We start from the raw sequence: 16,299 nt of genomic DNA, 5'->3' as shown, positions 1-16,299 counted from the left end.
TTCTCCGGGCAATAAAAAACCCGACGCGATGGCCGGGTTATGTTGGAAGATTTCTTTTAATCGGTTTTTCTTTCAAGCGCTTCTGTTATCCTGCGCAGATATTCGTTATTTTTGAAAGAAACCATAATGCATTCAAAGAATATCCGGCAAAAAACGGCCAGAACAATTCCTATAATGGCAGCAGCCACATTGCCATTCACCATAGCAACAACCGAAACAATGAGAAGAAGTATTACCGTGATGATATATAAAGCAGAGAGTATCTTGGGTGTAATTAGATTATCAAAACCGATCATATAACTTTCCTTGCTGTATGTGATAATTACCAGAGGCTGAATTAAACCAGCAAATAAGTTATATCACTCTGCACCGGCATAGGTACACCATCCCTCGGAATTAAACCCCTACACCTGTTTTAAGGGGTAGATTTAGTCGCAATGCGTCGTGCCTGTTACGGTGGTGTGACATTCACGATTAACCTGCCTGTCACCCTCTTTACCGGTCGTCGTAGTTGTACCGGTAATGGTCGTTGTGGTCTGAGTATCCACTGTGCGACCAGCGCTGTCAGTACCTGTGCAATAAGTCGTACCGGTTATCGTTTTTGTGCAGGTCACCGTTGCCAGTGAAGGCAGTGAAAAAATCAGAAATGAAAAAACAATGATATTTTTCATGATGCTGTTGTCGTTTTTGCGATGGTGGATTGCGACTGAAGCTCTGCCGCCCCTTTAGCCAGGCAAAGCAGGTCCATGTACCACGCCTGCCCCCGCGTATCGCCAGTATAATCAATACTACCTACGATGTAATCACCATCAGCGTTAATAGCACTAAGCTGCCCCTTATCCGGAATGCCATCAACATAGATATTGCCCTCAGTGGTGCTTTCTCCAAGCCTTGAAGGCGACTTACCTATCTGCTCGTTACTGAGGGATGCGCGGTACACTGACGCCTGATCCAGACGAATCAGTCCACCCAGCTTAATGTTCGGATTAATCAGGCAGCGAACGTTAACCCCGGCCCCCATCGTCTGCTGCGGCATGCCGATCAAACCTGTCTGGCTGTTGAGTACAATCGCTTCCTCAATGTACTTATCATCCGGAACGATATTTACCTGGTTATTTTCATACCACCAGTTGCCATTGCACTGTCTGGCAATACTGTTCATCAGTTCCGATGAGTTCTGGTAAAGCACACGCCCGCGCGGAAACACAGTTGCAGGAAATTCAGGGATAGTGCCAGTCGTAATACCGTAGGGTTTATAGGATTCCATACCGAGACTGAACAACTGATCGTACTTCCAGTCAGCAGCAACCGTGGTTTTCACGCTCGACTTAAGATGCCCTTCCCAGGCATCAATGCACTGAATCAGCACCCATGTGTCAGTAGGGTTATCGCGCCCTGAAATGGTAAAGCGAATATCACCGTTGAAAATCAACCCTACATTGCGATCAGGGTAATTACCAGACTCATCTGGGTTTCCGTCATAACCAGCAATGACCTGAACTCGTGAAAATTCATTGCTTTTAATTCGATTCTGAGTTTCATCAGAAAGGTTATAAACCTTAAAATTCCCGACAAATCCATTAAAAATAGTCGCTGGCATTTTCTGGATCTGAAAAGTAACTTTCAGGTCAGAGAATTTAATGCCATTTCCGTCTTTATCCAGCAGCAGTAACTCAAAATGCCGCATCCAGTTTTTTGACATGGCTATTCACTCCGTAACAGCGTAGAGGTGACTGGTGATACCTAAATCTGTTTTTGTCGGGTATTCCTGTCCGGGGATATCGCAAACCACCGCCAGTTTAAAACCGAGATTCAGATACGAATACTGAGCCAGTAATTCAGCTCCGGTAACCAGAGGCAGATTCAACGCCAGCGGCGTTTTATCGCTGTGCATCAGATCCAGACACCAGACCGGATCACGCCAGATAATGCGCATCCGGTAGGTTGTTCCTGCCAGCGTGATAGCGAATTGCTGATTATCGGGCGATAGAGGTATTTCATTGACCGTCATTTATTCCACCACCAGATCAGTTTTTGCAGAAATGATGCATCATCACCAGGTATCGTCGATTTAGTTCCGGCGTTCTGCACCTGAGACGTTTCCACCGCCTTTTGCATCTCGGATTTATCGGCAACCTGCACCGTCTGGGTTGAAGTGATGATCACCTCTCGCAATGAAATCACCGCAGATAACACGTTTTCCGTGGCTTTATCCGTATTCACTTCCAGCGACCGGATCAGCATATTTTTATAAATGCGCTTCCCGGTCACCACATCAAACGGGGTGCGACTGGATTGCAGATCCAGCAGCTTTTGATACGTTTCGCGTGGACTCATACCCAGCAATGACGTACTGGTCAGGCTGCTGGCGAAATCAAGCAACGCACCGCCACCAGCAAAGCCGACTTCCATCACCACCTCAGACGGTCGCTTGTAGGCGTGATCGGATATTGCCGCGCCAGTTTCCACGGGATGTTCCGTTATCTCCAGAGCGTCGCTGTGCTTTTCAGAAACAACCACATCCGGAATAATCACCCCTATCTTTCGGCTTTGCAGCCTGAGCAGTGTCGACAAAATATCCATTAACGCGGCCCTGTGGTGAGTTGCTGAATACCGTTAGACATGATGCCCTGCTGTTTACCGGCCACAATATTTCCAGCCTCCCGGGGGTCGGTAACGCCGTGAATATTGATGGTGGTTTGCTGGTTGTAAGACGGGCTGGCCGCCTGCGGCATATTGCTCATAACCTTGGGGACGTATTCCCGGGTTTCGCGCGGCAACAGGCCCATCCCGTATTTCTCGACATTGCCCATACCCCAGTTGTAGGAGGCCAGGGCTTTATTCAGGTCACCACCGCTGCGGCGCAGTAACTGACTGAGATAGCGAGCTGCTGCATCGGCGGATTTCATCGGGTCGAATGCATCATTGCCCTTAAGGCCCAGGTCCTTAGCCGTGTCAGGCATAAACTGAAACATGCCCTGCGCGCCTGCTTTCGAGGTGGCAAACTGATCTCCGCCAGATTCAGCGAGCGCAACGCTACGCAATAAGCCGGCAGGCAGGTTATAAAGGCGTTCCAGATTCGCCAGCGCCGGACGCATCCAGCCCAGAAGCGCGGCACCTTCTTTCGTCGGTTGCGGGACTTTGACAGGAGGAGTTCCTTCCTGCTGACCACGCATCAGATACGGTGCCTGCTCGCCTATATTCCCCTCAGTTTGCTGTGGAGCCAGCGCATCATGTAGTTGCTGAATACCCAGCGAAATACGGCCCAGCCATGTGTTAGCCATAGAAGATGCTGCGTTGCGTTCCTGACGGCTTTTCGCTGCATCCTGACGTGAATCTGCCTGCGTCCTGTTTAGCGTATCCAGTTGGGGATTTTTAACGGACTGCGCGTGCTGTTCTGGTTCAGTCTCTGATTCTGCTGGTTTACCCCCCATCCATTCCGGCAGGTATTTCCTGGCAGCATCGACTGCTTTATCAGCCAGACCGACAGCGACTTTTGTCACACCTTTTGCAACAGGGCTGTCGGCAAGGATTTTCGCCGCGTCGACCATCGAATCCCACGCGCCGGAGAAATCGCCTTTAACCAGTTTTTTCATCACATCGACCAGCGCACCAATATATTTGATGGTACTGCGGACCGACTCGATTATCTGGTCGAAAAGCCATTTACCGGAAAAATGCGAGGTGTCGATGTTTAGGAATTCGAGAAAGGCCTTTCCTGCATCGACAAGGGCGCTACCCAGCTCGGAGACCTTGTCATAAAGATCACCGAAGTCACCGCCCAGACTCTTAATGCCTTTCATGGCATATTCAATATCCGGTTGCCATTTACTCCAGTCGATAAGCGACTTGCCACCTTCTTTCCAGGTGACGTAATCCTCAATCAGCGCGCCCAGCGCCGCCGCCAGCGCGATAATTATGCCAATGGGGGATTTGATGAACGCACTGTTGAGCACCTTCCATGCGACCACCAGCGCACCCAGCACCTCAATCACCCGCTGCGTGGATTTATCGAGCGAATTCCACCAGTCGATGATGCCGCCCGCCGCCTGAATCAGCCGGTAGACAACGCGGCCAACCACATCACCCAGCCAGAGGATCCCCTTGATAACGGCAGTCATTGCCTTCTCAATTTTCGGGAAATTGTCCAGAATCTGCTTACGCAGGCGGTCAATAGAGCCCGCCAGCCCGTCAGTCAGGCTGGAACCGATTTTATCCCGCGCCATGCCCGCCATTTCGCCGAACGCGCGCATTGAGGTCATAAAGCGATTGCTGCTCGCTGCAGCAGCATCAGGATTAAACCCGATAGCCTTTTTCATGGCGTTATACTGCGCGGTAAACTCACCCATGCCACGGCGCATCGCCATCAGGGTGTTTTCATCAATGCCGAGCATCTGTGCGTACTGGTTAGCCCGGTAATACGGCATGGTGCTGAGTTTTTGTCCCAGCCCCGTGAATACAGCCTCCAGGCTGCGAGCCTGTCCGCTGGCGTCGCGGGTCTCCACGCCCAGACGGTTCAGGAACCCCTCACCGCCGGGATTGCTGCGCAGGAACCGGGCGAGCCCCTCCAGCGAACCACGCGCGGCAGCAACGCTGCCCCCTGTTTGTGATGCTGCATACCCGAGAGACTGGATACCTGCGACCGTCGCGCCGGTGCGCTGTGATGCCCAATACAGATCGTCCAGTCCCGCCGCTATTTTAGTGGTAAACGCCACCACTGACAGAGCCGCGCCCTCAACCACCGCACCCAGTTTAATAACAGATTTGGTTACACCCAGAATTGTGGCGTCAAATTTCGCGGCACCAGCACCGTCGATATCGAACCCAAGGGAGATCAGGAACGATTTAATTGTTTCAGTGTTCACTGTTTTCTCTCTCCCAGCGCTCAATGCGCATATCGTTATCGGCTTTAACGTCGATCCAGTCGTTCATGCGTGCGATGTCCGCCAGGTCAACGGAACCGTCAAGCAATGCGGTGTAGGGGATATAGCCCGCTTGAACCGGACGGCGCAGGAAATCTTCACCGTCCGGCAGGGTGTTTAGCGTCAGGCTGACTGCTGGTCCTGCGTCACGCTCGTAGGGGGTACGGGCAAAAAATTTCCCAGGTTATCGGCTGCCACCCGGCCAGCGATATTCAGCATGGTAAACAGGTCAATATCGTCGAACATCAGTTCACCGTTACTGAAAACAGGCGTCCAGTTTTTGGCGATTGACTGGCGGCTGACGACTGACAGGCAGGGATGCAGGATTGCGTTCACGTCCTCTTCGGGCATCCCGGCCACCACGTCAGCAATTTTCGGCAGGATAGTACCGATCACCTGAGAGGTTTTTTCCCGGTCACCCGCCGTCGCTGCCGCTGTTTCACGCAACTTAGCCAGGTCAGGGACGATACTGGACAGTACAGGCAGTAATTTCCGGCAGACTTTCAACTGGTCAAACACACTCAGCTTAGTGGCGCGGTAATCCACGCCGTTGATCGTAAATTCCATCTATTAAAATTCCCCTAACGTCTGGTCGATTTTGCCGCAGTCAAATACCCAGGAAACGGTCGCGCCGACTTTTGCGTTAGCATGATCGGGCTGTTTCTGAAAGGCCACAGTACGCGCGACAGTGGTATCCCCGGAGACGTGGTTACGCACCAGAATCACGTTGTTTCCCCAGAGGGAAGATGAAAGCGACTGTGCGTTGTAGGCCAGCGACAGCTTTTTGTTGACCGGGGACGTTTTCAGCAGGGTGACTGTAATAGTTCCCGCTTTGCCAGCATGCAGTGAATGCATTACTTCACCATCAGCACCGACGGTCATGGTGTTTTTGGCTTCTGTCATTGTGACAGTAATGCCCTCTTCGGCGTTGGCTGAACCGTAGCCCAGGTCAATATCACCCGTCGGGCCAGCCAGTGTCGCCGTGACGTCCATAAAAGAATAAGTAGCCATGGTTTCCCCTTATCGAACAACGTTGATCTGAACGTCTGCGTAATGCACTGCGCCAGCGAGCTTACAGGCCACCTGAATGAGCGGTGATTTGCGGGCTTCACGGTTTGCCTGCGCCTGCTCTGAAATCGGCTGCGCATAGACGTAATACCCTTTCGTCAGCGTGTCGCCGGGGGCCAGTTGACCAATCGGGCCACCATTCCACACACCAGCCGCCACCAGCCCGTTAGTCACCGCCTGATCCATAGACTGCTCGACGTTAGTCAGCAGGCGGGTAACGCCAGCGTCGGTCTGTGGAATTTTGGTGGTGCTGGTATAGAGCAGGTTATACAGGTTGGTCTGCACGTAGTTCTGCAGCCAGTCGAGGCCGTGGCGCTCATCGAAGAAATCACCGTTAGCCATTACACCCTGCTGGATGATGGCGGTATCGTTCTGGTAATAGACGAAGACGTTACCGTTGATCGCATCGATGGCGTTTGCCTGCGCCAGCGTCAGCGTTTCGTAGGTGATGCCCGGCTCCTGTTTGAATTTCAGGGTAATGGTGGTATTGCTGCCCGTGAAATTCACCGTAAACGCACGGCCAAACGCGGAAATTGCCGCATACTTGCTGGACGAACTGTACTGCCAGAAGGTGCGCGCGTAGCCAGCCGTTTTCAGTTTGTAGCCGAGGTTGGTCGTGTCACCCGCAGTCAGTGTTTTAACGTCACTGGTCGTCACCGCCAGAATACGGCTCAGGCTGGATGCCTCAATCGCACCAGCAACGGAAAGCACGTCAGCATCCACCAGTGCGGCACTGTCGGCAATCGCCAGTCCGTACCAGTTGGTGTACTGGAGGCAGGCATTGACCGCAGCAATCATTGTCTCAACCGTTCCCGTCTCACCCGATGCGAGCGTTTTCGCCCAGCGGCCAATCAGTACCATGGTTGGTTTTGGTGACTGAGAAAAGAAGACCGTAGCGGCAGCATACTCCGGCGAATCAGTGCCAAAATCGGTACCAATGTCCTCAATGCTGGAATACTGGCGGATGCGCTCAGTTACCGGAATCACCGTGGATGTGCCGAGGATCAACAGTGCGCCAAAATTTCGACCAGTGGCCGCCGTTGGCGCCATGATCACGTCGACGTTAACGACGTTTGAGACAGGTAAACCCTGTGCCATAACTTAATCTCCGAAGAATTGTACGGGGGCTGACTGGATGGTTTTGATATTGAAGTTTCGGGTGTTTTTGCGCTGCAGCGTCACCGTGATGTCATACCGGCGCACCCACTGGTTATTGATTAACTCCGGCAGGTTGTAGATCTGACCATTGTCCACCAGCGACAGTCCGGCAGCAGTCCGCAACGTTGTGTTGTTCTGTTCAACGTATAAACCGTCACGAAACCGCGCAGCCATGGCAGCACCTTGCGGGCCGTAGAAACAGGCAAGTACCGTGACCTGTTCCCATGACCATTGCTCGCTCTGTTCGTCGCTGATCTGAATTTCAGCAGGCATATTCTCCCGTGGCATTGTCGTTATGCCGAATGCAGCCCACGTTATGCCATTTTTCGGGATACTGGCTTGCGGGTCGGTCCAGCGCGGATAAACCTGATCTGCATCCAGGCCTGTAACACCCCGAATCCAGCGGCTTATCTGCCGCTCCAGTTCCTGGTCATAATCAGGCTCTGCGCCGACGGGCGTCAGGTATCCCGGTGATGTGCTGTCGTTACTCAATCGGCGAACCTCCGTCAAAGTCCAGTAGCTCGCAATGTGCCTGGACAAAACCTGTACCGTAACGCGTGTACGGGTCGACAAACGTCACGCGATAGTCGCGCCCGCTGTACGTCACAATGTCGGCATCAAGGCTCTGGTTTATGTCCGTTTGCGCCTGCCCCTGGGTAAGCCGGAACTGCGTCACGATGAGGATTGCACCGTTGATGTTCTGCCCTGCCGTCATACGTTTCGCTTCCAGCGAACGGTCAACAGTCACAATCCCGGAAAACGGGAAATCCTGCGGCGTGTTAACTGGAAAATTGTCGGCGTCACGCGTCTGAATCTGCCGATGGCAAACCAGCGACGTATCAAGGAAATCCGGATCCATCAGGACATCAGACATATCGAGAAACGGCATTATTTTTTCCTCACGACGTAGGTGATCGAGCGCAACAGATAGCCGTGAGCCCAAAGCGGCTTGTCTCCGGGTAACCCCTGAGCGCGACGGGCTTTGAGCGTTTTCTCCGAAAGTGGAGTGAGGCGGTCACCAGTCGAAATAACCGCCTTTGCTCCATCAGAGGCGATAATCCCGGCGCGTTCCAGTTCACGCTCTGCACCTTCCGCCTTACCTTCCAATGCATACTGTGCCGCGGCCTTAAGGTGTGCCGTTGTGCGCTCCTGCGTATCTTCAATGCCGATGTCCAGAAAAGGCCTGGGCGGTAACGTCACTGTTTGAGCGGGTACGGTATGCGTAGTAGCAAGGTTGCTTTTCCTGGCTTTCACGAAACGACCATCGTTTTTCAAATCTCCGTTAGCATCAACCTGACGATAAATAGTCGTGGTGTGCTCAGGGATCTGAATTGTTGCTCCCACTGATTGCAAATAGCCCAACTCCGCGTTGTTATAAGGAGCTCCATCCTCGCGCGCGGCGTTGCCCTCCGGTATGCCGACAAGCACATCCATACCGGAGAGTTTCGCCAGTGCAGCAAGTACCGCATCAGCATTATCAGTCGTTACCGTCAGGCCGTTTTTCATAACAACTGTCTCCCGCCCGCGCCGTACATCGACCACCACCAGAAGAACTCGCGCCCGAAACTTGTGTTGTTCCAGAAACCAGCATCAGGATCGACAATCCCCGATACGTCGTAGCTGGCTGACACCTTATCCACGGATTTTGATGTCAGCACACCGCCGCCAGCAGTACTCACACCCCCAGCAGCAGACGCGGCCAGTGTTTTACCGCCCAGTTCGGTGTAATGCGCCGCACACAATTCTGCGAGCTCAACAAACTGGCTGCCCTGGATATTCTGATCAAGGATTGCATCCGCCTGTCTCAGTGCGCGACTGATAATCGGGTCCGGATAGCGGGTTTCGTTTGCAAACTCTGGATAGTCAGTGCGGAATTGCTGGATGGAAGGAAGCAGGTCATTTTTAGGCATTTTTCATCACCTATTTTTTGTCAGTCTTCCCGCTTTTATCAGCGTTCAGTGCCGCCAGTTGCGCTTTGAGATCTTCCAGTTCGGTATCCCGAGCGGTCAGTTGCTGTGTCAGTTCTGCATTGGTTTCCGTCAGTGCCGCCAGTTGCGCTTTGAGGTCTTCCTCACCTACAAAATGCACTGCTGCCGCATCATCGGTGATTTTCTCAGCGTGATGCGAGAAGGCCCAATGCGCCTTTACCTCTTCCGGGAAATCGTCATGAATCCCCGGCGTGAGAGAAAAGGAAGTGCCATCAGCGAACCGCAGATTCGCCGAGCCCGTAACGATGTATTTCATGCGAAAACTCCAGTGAGGCGGGTTTCCCCGCCATTATCAGGATGCCGGAACGTCCAGGTAGGAAATGGTGTTGATGTACGGCGTTTCGACCTGGCCCAGGCGTCCGTAGTAGTTCGTGAGCTGGAACAGACCTCGATATTCCAGCGGCGTATTCAGCAACGGAACCATAGGGAAGCGAATGAATTTTTCTGCCTGGGTGTATGCAACAATGCGATGTGCGCCGCCGGTACCCCGTTTTGACGCCCATTTCATGGAGACAATCTCCAGCGGCTCGCCGTTTTCCTGGAATGAAATCGTGTTGATTTTCAGGAATTCCAGTACGGAGATATTGCCCGCAGAGGACACTTTTTTGCTTACGCAAAGACTGAACAGTTCAGGCGCGAGGCCGATCTTACCGGGGCATACCGCATAGCCGGAACGTACCCAGGCATCGTTGAGCAGGAGGTTAACGTCCTGAACAATGACGTCGGGATCAGTGGTTGCCGTCCATGCTGCCGCTGCCGCGATGGGAGTCACACCGGAAAGGTTCAGCATGCCGTTGAAACCCGCCTGTGGATCACCGATGTATACCACCTGGTCGGTATCCATATTCCATTTCATCTGCATCGCATCGTACTTCTGCGCATCAATGGGGCGTCCCACTTTCTGAGCAGCGGCCAGTTCCAGTACAGACCAGCCCAGTTCAATACCCCACGGGCGCAATGGCTGTGGTGTTTTGTCGATGTCCAGATTAATACCCGGCACGGCGGTAGATTCTTTGCCGATCCAGTTGATGCCGTTCGGATTCGGGCCACCCACACCAGCAAAATCGGTGTTGGTGTAAGACGACACTTCATCAGCGATAGATACATCACTACGCAATGGCATGTCGCGGGACCACTTATACGATACCAGCGGCAGATTAAGCGTCTGATCGAGACGCTCCAGTTCCCCAACGAGGAATACGCCAGCCGCGTCAGCAGTAGCTCTGTCAATTGTAAACATCTGGCTTTTCCTTAAATGTTGTAAGCGATTTCAACAAGGCCGGTTGGATCACCTGGCCCCATAACTTCGGCTTTGGTGAGTTGCGGCGTGTTGGATGCTGTGGCGTCTGCGGTCAGCAGCAAAGAACCCAGCGGGCTGGATGCTGTCGGTGCGGCAACGCGGACATATACCGGATCACCGCGTTTAGCCGTCGCGGCAGTAGCTGGCGCTTTTACGCAGATGTAACCGCGCGCCAGTTTGTCGCCCACCTGAGTGGTGGTTACGCCGAGATAGGCAATATCTGTCTGCGACATGATCGGGAACGGGCGCACAAAAATACCCTTCACAACGCTCACATCGTCGCCTGCTGCCAGCGGGACGAAATTGTTATTAACGAACTTACCCGCCAGACCGAATCCGGAGAAAAGGTTTGCCGGGTCAAGAGATACCGGCTCAATTGTGCAGTCACGCGGGCGCGTAATTGCACCAGGAATGCCAAGCGGCATGCGTTCGAGGTAGGCTTTTCCACCCATGTCGATCACCTTATTTATTACGTTTCCAGAAATTGGCGTTGAGCTGGTTAAGCTGTGCCGGAGACATGCCTTTGGTGTTGACCGCGCCGTCAGTTGTGCGCGTGGTTACCGATGGCGGCATGATGTGGTTTTTGGTTTTTTGCATTTCCACCGCAGCGCTGAAAACTGCATCTACGGTCGCTTTTGGCACTTTACTGAAATCAGAGATACCAAACGCTTTCAGGCTGTCACCTGTACGCACGGCCTGATTCAGTACCTGGCGTTTCAGTGATTTGTCGCCGTTCGGCTGGAATCCGGGGATCAGGATTTCTGCGTCGGCAATAATGTTGCGTTTAAATGCCGCATCGCAGGTCACCTTCTTATCTTCCTCGGCATCTTCATCACCCGTTTTGTTATTCGGGTCTTCGTCCGTGGTTTTACCTTCCAGCTTTTCGATACGGGCAATCAGCGCCTGGGCCCACGCCGGGGCGTCGTCATCTGCTGTTTTACCCGGTTCGGTAGTCACGCCGGGGCTGTCGTCCGTAGTGGTGCGGTTTTCCGGGGGTAGCGATGTGGCCTGTGACGGGATATTGATGTTGATGGTTGAACTGCCGGGGATAGAACTCATGCCGTCAGAAGGCATGTCCGGCGCTTCGTCGATGAGTTTATTAAGCGCATCCTCATCTTTCGTTTTGATGGCCTGAGCCACTTTTTTCAGCCAAGACATTGGCTTCTCCTTTTTGATGGATGGGGCTGAATCCCCGATTGCACACACGGCACCGGCACGGCCTTTAGGGATGCCTACGGCCAGATGGTTTCCGGTGATTTGGTATTGCCGCCCCTTACCCGGAGCGAGTTGTTTGTACTGTGCGTCGTAGCCGCAGCTCACATCAGTCAGGCCGCTGTTTATTGCGTCGATGGCCTCCTGGCGCTTAACCAGCACGTCGGACAGCAGCAGATCTGACTTGTCTCCGGTACCTCGGCGCACGTTCTGGATATGCCCGTGGGACAGTTCGGCAAAGTTGGAGGGGTTAACGAAAATAATCTCTCCCCCCGGCCCTTCCGGATGTCCCAGGGTTACCGCGACACCCTCAAAGCTCGCCATGGTCTCGGGAGAGAAAACCTCATCCTCTGTGCGCCAGACAGTCACGGTGCCGCTGGCGTCAGGCTCAAGGTCGATTTCTTCCGGCAGATAAACCTGCGTGCCGGTTCGGGCTATCGGGACGTCTTTACACAGCAAGGATCCGTCAGCGGTGAGAAACCGCGTCTCACCCAGGCGGGTAGTGAAAAAATATTGCATGGGGTCACCTGCTGAATTGCGGGCAATAAAAAAGGCCGCGCAGTGGCGACCTTCGGTAAAGGGATAAATGTTCAAAATCACGGGCTATTTAACATAATGACTCTTAACCGCACCGGCGAAAATGGACTCGATTAAATTGTCCCCTCAGTGCCGTAAAAGTTGCTGTTTAACTATCAAAACTGGCCACTTTATCGGAGCAACATTTTTGCAACAAATAGCCACTATTGCAGTTCGGACAAAACAACCGGTATAAGGCGTATTTCTATCACTTTCTCGGTTCAGGAATTTGCACTTCTGACCAGCACTTGCAGTTAGGCAGGCATCCGGCGTGCCCGGTCATACCGTCCAGCGTCGGAGGGTCATCCCAGCGAACAAACTTATCTTTCATTTTTCGATGTGAGGGACGTGTTCCGGCCCCCTCAATACGCCACCAATAGCCCTCAGAGCCAACGGAAAGGGCGCGGGCCTGCGTGAGTGCACCTGTAGCTCTGCCAATCTCGGTACGCGCTATCATCTGCGCCCTGCTGGCTGCAACGTCCCCGGAGGCCATAATCATTGCGTACAGCGCGTCAGGGCGCTCACCACGAATCACCGCCTCTATTGCCCGTGCCTGAATTTCAGAAACGCGGCTGGCGGCTTCAAGGGGCAGCGACTTCATGTACTGGACCTGACGGGCCACAATATCGCGCGCAACAGCACCGACAGGCGTATTACCGACAACGTCACGCAACCCGACAGATATTTGTTCGGACACAGAGCGCCACTGATTCCACTCTTCCTGCTCGACCTGGGCGAACATCTTCTTGCCGACCATTTCAGCCCAGGAGGAAATCAGATCCGAATAGTCCACCAGCGTGCTTGTCGTCTTATCAGCGCTTGCCTGTGAACCATCGTAAGAGCCCGCCACTATTTCGCCGATCTGGTTGGCTATCGCCAGTAGGCTCTTTCTGTACTGTCGCTCCGATTTGCGGCGGAGGTTCGGTTTCAGATTCAGCCTCCTCCCATTCTGCCTGGGCATTTTCAATGTCCTTGTCAGTAATTGAACCACCGATACCAATAATGTCTGACATGTTGCGCAGGTCGGTCATTGCAACATGTCGCGGCATGATTTCACGATCAACAAGAGTGCTTAATGCTGTCGCAACGTTGTTAGCCATCGTAGCGCGGTCGGCATCCGACATTTCCCACAGTTTATTAAATTCAAACGTGAAATCGTCTGGCAGTCCGGTACCAAACAGAGACCGCCAGGAGATATCAAGCAACCAGCGGATGTGTCGGCGTAACCGCCGTTCCTGCAGCGAGTTAACGCGGCTGTAATAGTTTTCCAGGTCTCCATCACCAGTACTGAAACCAGATGGAGACTGCCCGAACAGGCGCACTAACGGAATGCCCGTGGCGCCGGAAACCTGTTCAGCGAAACGCAAAATTACATCCGCAATCCCAGCGAATGAGTAACTGTGAGTCTGAAAATCGTCGCTCTTATCCATCAGGGTCATACCCTCGATGGTCTGAAATTCACGGATCATATCCATGTGCTTCATTAAGCCGACTTTTGCGGGGTTATCGTCTGGCATTGCCAGAACGCTACGTAACTTGTCAATGCTGTAAGTGCGAAGATGCGCTTTATGTATCAACTGAGTCGTACCGACTGTAGCGGTGTCGAATGCCTCGATGCGTTCGAAGATACGTTCAACGACTGACATACCCCAGCCGTTTTCAGTTTGTGCCTGCTGAAATGGCAGGCTGTCACCTTCCATGCGAATCAGGCGGCTGTGATGGATTTTCCATGGTGGAATACCCTGCTGGTTGGTGATCACCTTGTAGAATTTAGGTTTACCAAAATTCGGCCCGTAATCAGTCACCAGATCGTAATAGCTCGGGCTAACCATCCAGCGATCCAGGCACAATACGCCCTGAAATTGCCCCTGTTTGATACGGTCGAGTTTAAGCGGCGTGGACATGTCCTGCCCTTCAATGAGCACCACCAGCAGCGCACCGCCATACAGACGTGACCATTTTAGCGTGTCGTTGATGCCATCCCAGATGCCGATTTCATCCCAGAATGTGTCGAGCATTCCCTTCCGCCCAGGCTCCAGCTTCGAACTGATCGTTATGCCCTTGCGGGTCATATCATCAGCCATTGCGTCCACGCCAGCGCCAACCAGGAAAGATGAGCGGTAAGCAAATTCCAACTCTACGCGATTGCGGCTGATGTACCCGGGAACGTAGGTTCCAGAAGACTGAATGTTTTTTGATTGGGTGCCTATTTTGGCCGGGAAATTGTTATACCCGTCAGCGGTCGCAACGGGCTGTTGTGCGCCGTTACGGCGTTTCTTACGGGACATATTATGCTCCGGCCAGTGCGGCCCAGGTATCAAGGGAAGAATTCATCGGTGCATAACAGATCATCGCTGAGTCAGCGAGGTTTGGTGATTTGGTACCTGCTGGCTGCTTATTCACAGATATCTTCCCCACGCCGTTAATGGCATAGGTTGGCTGTGAAAGTTCTGTGATGAGTTTGTCTTTGTTTTTTATAGCGCTGCTGATGGAAATGATTTCATCCGGATTAAAGGGCTTTCCTTCTTCAACTGCACGATAGGTATTACGGAATAGCTTACGCAGATACCACCAACTTTGTGCCTTAGCATTCGCAAAGAAATCTTTGTTTAATCTGGCGTTATGTCCGTTATCCCCTGGAACGGCTTCATCGTCCGGGTCAAATACACCACCACTACCACGAAATGGAGTGGCTATTATCATAGGTCGACGATCTGCTGAACGCAGTTCGTTAATAACCCGTGCATCACCACGAGCGCCCGCACCAAGCCCGTCCTCGTCGAAACGAAACTCAGTGAGATTGTCTTTATCGCAGTAACCAAATACCTTTTCAACCGAGCTGTAAATATCACTGCCGATGCCAGACCATTCTCTGACGTTCTCAAGCAGAAAACCGTGTCGGGTAGAAAATGCGTTTTTATCCTTACCCTCGTCTGCAATATCCATCGCCCCCAGGCGATGACCAGTCGGTTCAATTCCCAGTTTTATATGCGCATCAATGGCAGCCTGCACCCATTCAGACGGGATTAAGACGCCCTCTGCTGACGCGTTGTAATTCAGGTCCAGTTCTTGTGCAACGATGACCGGGTTATCAATCTTTTCACACTCCTTCCGGTACCACTCATCATCTTTACGCGGGTCGCTTCGCCAGTGAAAGGTAAAAACCGGTATTTTCCCGCCGTGGCGTTTCTGTGCGAACGGGTTCGCTATGCCGTTAACCGAGCTGAGGTCAATACGGCAACGTGTGGTTTGAGATAACGCCGCATCAATCAATAACGGGCGTTGCAGGAATGCGGACTCATCGACAAAATAAAGTGTGGTACGGTCACCACGGCCAATATTGTCACCAGCTTCACCTTTGATTACAGCTCCAGATTGAGGAAACTCCACCCGCATATAGGGCGCATGCTTTTTCGCGCTCCAGCCACCGCGAAATTCAACGGGCAGCGTTTCGACAAATTTACGGGCTTTCCAGAAAAGGGCTTTTGGGTCGCCGGTGCTATCAACGTATTCCTCTTTGCGGGAACCGAAACCAATCACCATTTCTTTGTTGAACAGACACAACGAGCAAGCCATGCCGATAGACGTCCAGCTCAGCCCCATTTCACGGCTTTTCTCTGTGAGTCCGTGTTCAAGGTGCGCCCTGCGCTCCAGAATCCAGTTAATCCACTCTTCCTGTTTAGGAAACAGTAGGAAGGGTATCGAAACTGGCAATCCGTAATCGAGGTTGCGCGGGTCGGTCGTCATCCCCCAGTCAATAATGAACTGTGCAGGGTTAGTGCGATAAAACTGCCTGAGTGCGGGAAGTATTTCAGGTCGCTGCCGGATGCGCTGCAGGCGCTCCAGTCTCCACTCGAAAACCTGCTGATAGTCTGGTTTTTTGAAGTCGAATGGGAAAGGTAGCGGCATGAGAAAAATTCCTGAATATTGCTCCGATTTAACATAATGGTCGTTATCCGCACCAGCCGGATCGTACTCATAAGGTAAACAGCGCCAACGCCTTATTTCAGGCGGTTAAGTGGCAAAAACCGTGTGAATAAAACGTGCATAAAATGGGTCAAAAAATGAATAGACT

Annotated in this window: 21 protein-coding genes; 1 reads left to right on the top strand and 20 read right to left on the bottom strand. The window is 52.6% G+C overall.

Annotated features, from left to right (window positions below; all coding sequences use genetic code 11):
- Positions 1–56: 56 nt before the first annotated feature.
- The gene (locus ACS0RQ_RS09450) at positions 57–296 is read right to left on the bottom strand and encodes a DUF4282 domain-containing protein (RefSeq protein WP_334634786.1); all 240 of its coding nucleotides are present in this window, start codon (positions 294–296) and stop codon (positions 57–59) included.
- A 141-nt stretch (positions 297–437) separates the two neighbouring features.
- Here ACS0RQ_RS09450 and ACS0RQ_RS09445 point away from each other — a divergent pair, with 141 nt between their 5' ends.
- Positions 438–626 carry a hypothetical protein gene (locus ACS0RQ_RS09445; protein WP_334634784.1) on the top strand — a complete coding sequence of 63 codons (189 nt, stop codon included), beginning with the start codon at positions 438–440 and terminating at the stop codon, positions 624–626.
- Positions 627–667: 41 nt separating this feature from the next.
- Here the strand turns inward: ACS0RQ_RS09445 and ACS0RQ_RS09440 are convergent, their stop codons facing one another.
- From ACS0RQ_RS09440 to ACS0RQ_RS09350, 19 genes are all read right to left on the bottom strand, one after another.
- On the bottom strand, positions 668–1,702 hold the full coding sequence (locus tag ACS0RQ_RS09440; RefSeq protein WP_334634782.1) for a baseplate hub protein: 1,035 nt from the start codon (positions 1,700–1,702) through the stop codon (positions 668–670).
- A gap of 6 nt (positions 1,703–1,708) precedes the next feature.
- Positions 1,709–2,011, bottom strand: a complete 303-nt coding sequence (locus tag ACS0RQ_RS09435; protein ID WP_334634780.1) for a phage baseplate plug family protein — start codon at positions 2,009–2,011, stop codon at positions 1,709–1,711.
- Complete coding sequence (locus ACS0RQ_RS09430) at positions 2,008–2,583, bottom strand: phage baseplate protein (RefSeq protein WP_337259689.1); 576 nt, start codon at positions 2,581–2,583, stop codon at positions 2,008–2,010. The genes ACS0RQ_RS09435 and ACS0RQ_RS09430 overlap by 4 nt, the downstream gene beginning before the upstream one ends.
- On the bottom strand, positions 2,583–4,865 hold the full coding sequence (locus tag ACS0RQ_RS09425) for a transglycosylase SLT domain-containing protein (protein ID WP_334634698.1): 2,283 nt from the start codon (positions 4,863–4,865) through the stop codon (positions 2,583–2,585). Before ACS0RQ_RS09425 ends, ACS0RQ_RS09430 begins: the two co-directional genes overlap by 1 nt.
- A complete protein-coding gene (locus tag ACS0RQ_RS09420) occupies positions 4,855–5,034 on the bottom strand; it encodes a DUF6889 family protein (RefSeq protein WP_334634704.1) in 180 nt (59 codons plus the stop codon). The genes ACS0RQ_RS09425 and ACS0RQ_RS09420 overlap by 11 nt, the downstream gene beginning before the upstream one ends.
- Before the next feature lie 11 nt (positions 5,035–5,045).
- Entirely contained in the window at positions 5,046–5,489 is a 444-nt protein-coding gene (locus tag ACS0RQ_RS09415; protein ID WP_334634696.1) for a phage tail assembly chaperone, read from the bottom strand.
- A 3-nt stretch (positions 5,490–5,492) separates the two neighbouring features.
- A complete protein-coding gene (locus tag ACS0RQ_RS09410; protein ID WP_334634694.1) occupies positions 5,493–5,933 on the bottom strand; it encodes a DUF3277 family protein in 441 nt (146 codons plus the stop codon).
- A gap of 9 nt (positions 5,934–5,942) precedes the next feature.
- Entirely contained in the window at positions 5,943–7,088 is a 1,146-nt protein-coding gene (locus ACS0RQ_RS09405; protein ID WP_334634692.1) for a DUF3383 family protein, read from the bottom strand.
- Positions 7,089–7,091: 3 nt separating this feature from the next.
- Positions 7,092–7,640, bottom strand: a complete 549-nt coding sequence (locus ACS0RQ_RS09400; protein WP_317078809.1) for a phage neck terminator protein — start codon at positions 7,638–7,640, stop codon at positions 7,092–7,094.
- Positions 7,633–8,037: a head-tail adaptor gene (locus ACS0RQ_RS09395; protein ID WP_317078810.1), complete on the bottom strand. Its 405-nt coding sequence runs from the start codon at positions 8,035–8,037 to the stop codon at positions 7,633–7,635. The genes ACS0RQ_RS09400 and ACS0RQ_RS09395 overlap by 8 nt, the downstream gene beginning before the upstream one ends.
- Positions 8,037–8,654: a hypothetical protein gene (locus tag ACS0RQ_RS09390; protein WP_317078811.1), complete on the bottom strand. Its 618-nt coding sequence runs from the start codon at positions 8,652–8,654 to the stop codon at positions 8,037–8,039. The genes ACS0RQ_RS09395 and ACS0RQ_RS09390 overlap by 1 nt, the downstream gene beginning before the upstream one ends.
- On the bottom strand, positions 8,651–9,058 hold the full coding sequence (locus tag ACS0RQ_RS09385) for a DUF4054 domain-containing protein (protein WP_317078812.1): 408 nt from the start codon (positions 9,056–9,058) through the stop codon (positions 8,651–8,653). Before ACS0RQ_RS09385 ends, ACS0RQ_RS09390 begins: the two co-directional genes overlap by 4 nt.
- Positions 9,059–9,068: 10 nt before the next feature.
- Positions 9,069–9,392, bottom strand: coding sequence for an STY1053 family phage-associated protein (locus tag ACS0RQ_RS09380; RefSeq protein ID WP_317078813.1), 324 nt, complete (start codon positions 9,390–9,392; stop codon positions 9,069–9,071).
- 36 nt (positions 9,393–9,428) lie between these two features.
- A complete protein-coding gene (locus tag ACS0RQ_RS09375) occupies positions 9,429–10,376 on the bottom strand; it encodes a DUF2184 domain-containing protein (protein ID WP_317078814.1) in 948 nt (315 codons plus the stop codon).
- Between the two features lie 11 nt (positions 10,377–10,387).
- Positions 10,388–10,888, bottom strand: coding sequence for a structural cement protein Gp24 (locus ACS0RQ_RS09370; protein ID WP_317078815.1), 501 nt, complete (start codon positions 10,886–10,888; stop codon positions 10,388–10,390).
- Between the two features lie 10 nt (positions 10,889–10,898).
- Positions 10,899–12,167: a DUF2213 domain-containing protein gene (locus ACS0RQ_RS09365; RefSeq protein ID WP_317078816.1), complete on the bottom strand. Its 1,269-nt coding sequence runs from the start codon at positions 12,165–12,167 to the stop codon at positions 10,899–10,901.
- Positions 12,168–12,432: 265 nt separating this feature from the next.
- A complete protein-coding gene (locus ACS0RQ_RS09360; protein WP_317078822.1) occupies positions 12,433–12,981 on the bottom strand; it encodes a phage head morphogenesis protein in 549 nt (182 codons plus the stop codon).
- Positions 12,982–13,036: 55 nt separating this feature from the next.
- Complete coding sequence (locus ACS0RQ_RS09355; RefSeq protein ID WP_317078817.1) at positions 13,037–14,512, bottom strand: DUF1073 domain-containing protein; 1,476 nt, start codon at positions 14,510–14,512, stop codon at positions 13,037–13,039.
- A gap of 1 nt (position 14,513) precedes the next feature.
- A complete protein-coding gene (locus ACS0RQ_RS09350; RefSeq protein ID WP_317078823.1) occupies positions 14,514–16,133 on the bottom strand; it encodes a TerL protein in 1,620 nt (539 codons plus the stop codon).
- Between the last annotated feature and the right edge of the window lie 166 nt (positions 16,134–16,299).

The sequence above is a fragment of the Phytobacter diazotrophicus genome, assembly GCF_052061655.1.
Classification (GTDB): Bacteria; Pseudomonadota; Gammaproteobacteria; order Enterobacterales; family Enterobacteriaceae; genus Phytobacter; species Phytobacter diazotrophicus.
This window is presented reverse-complemented; position numbering and strand designations above follow the sequence as displayed.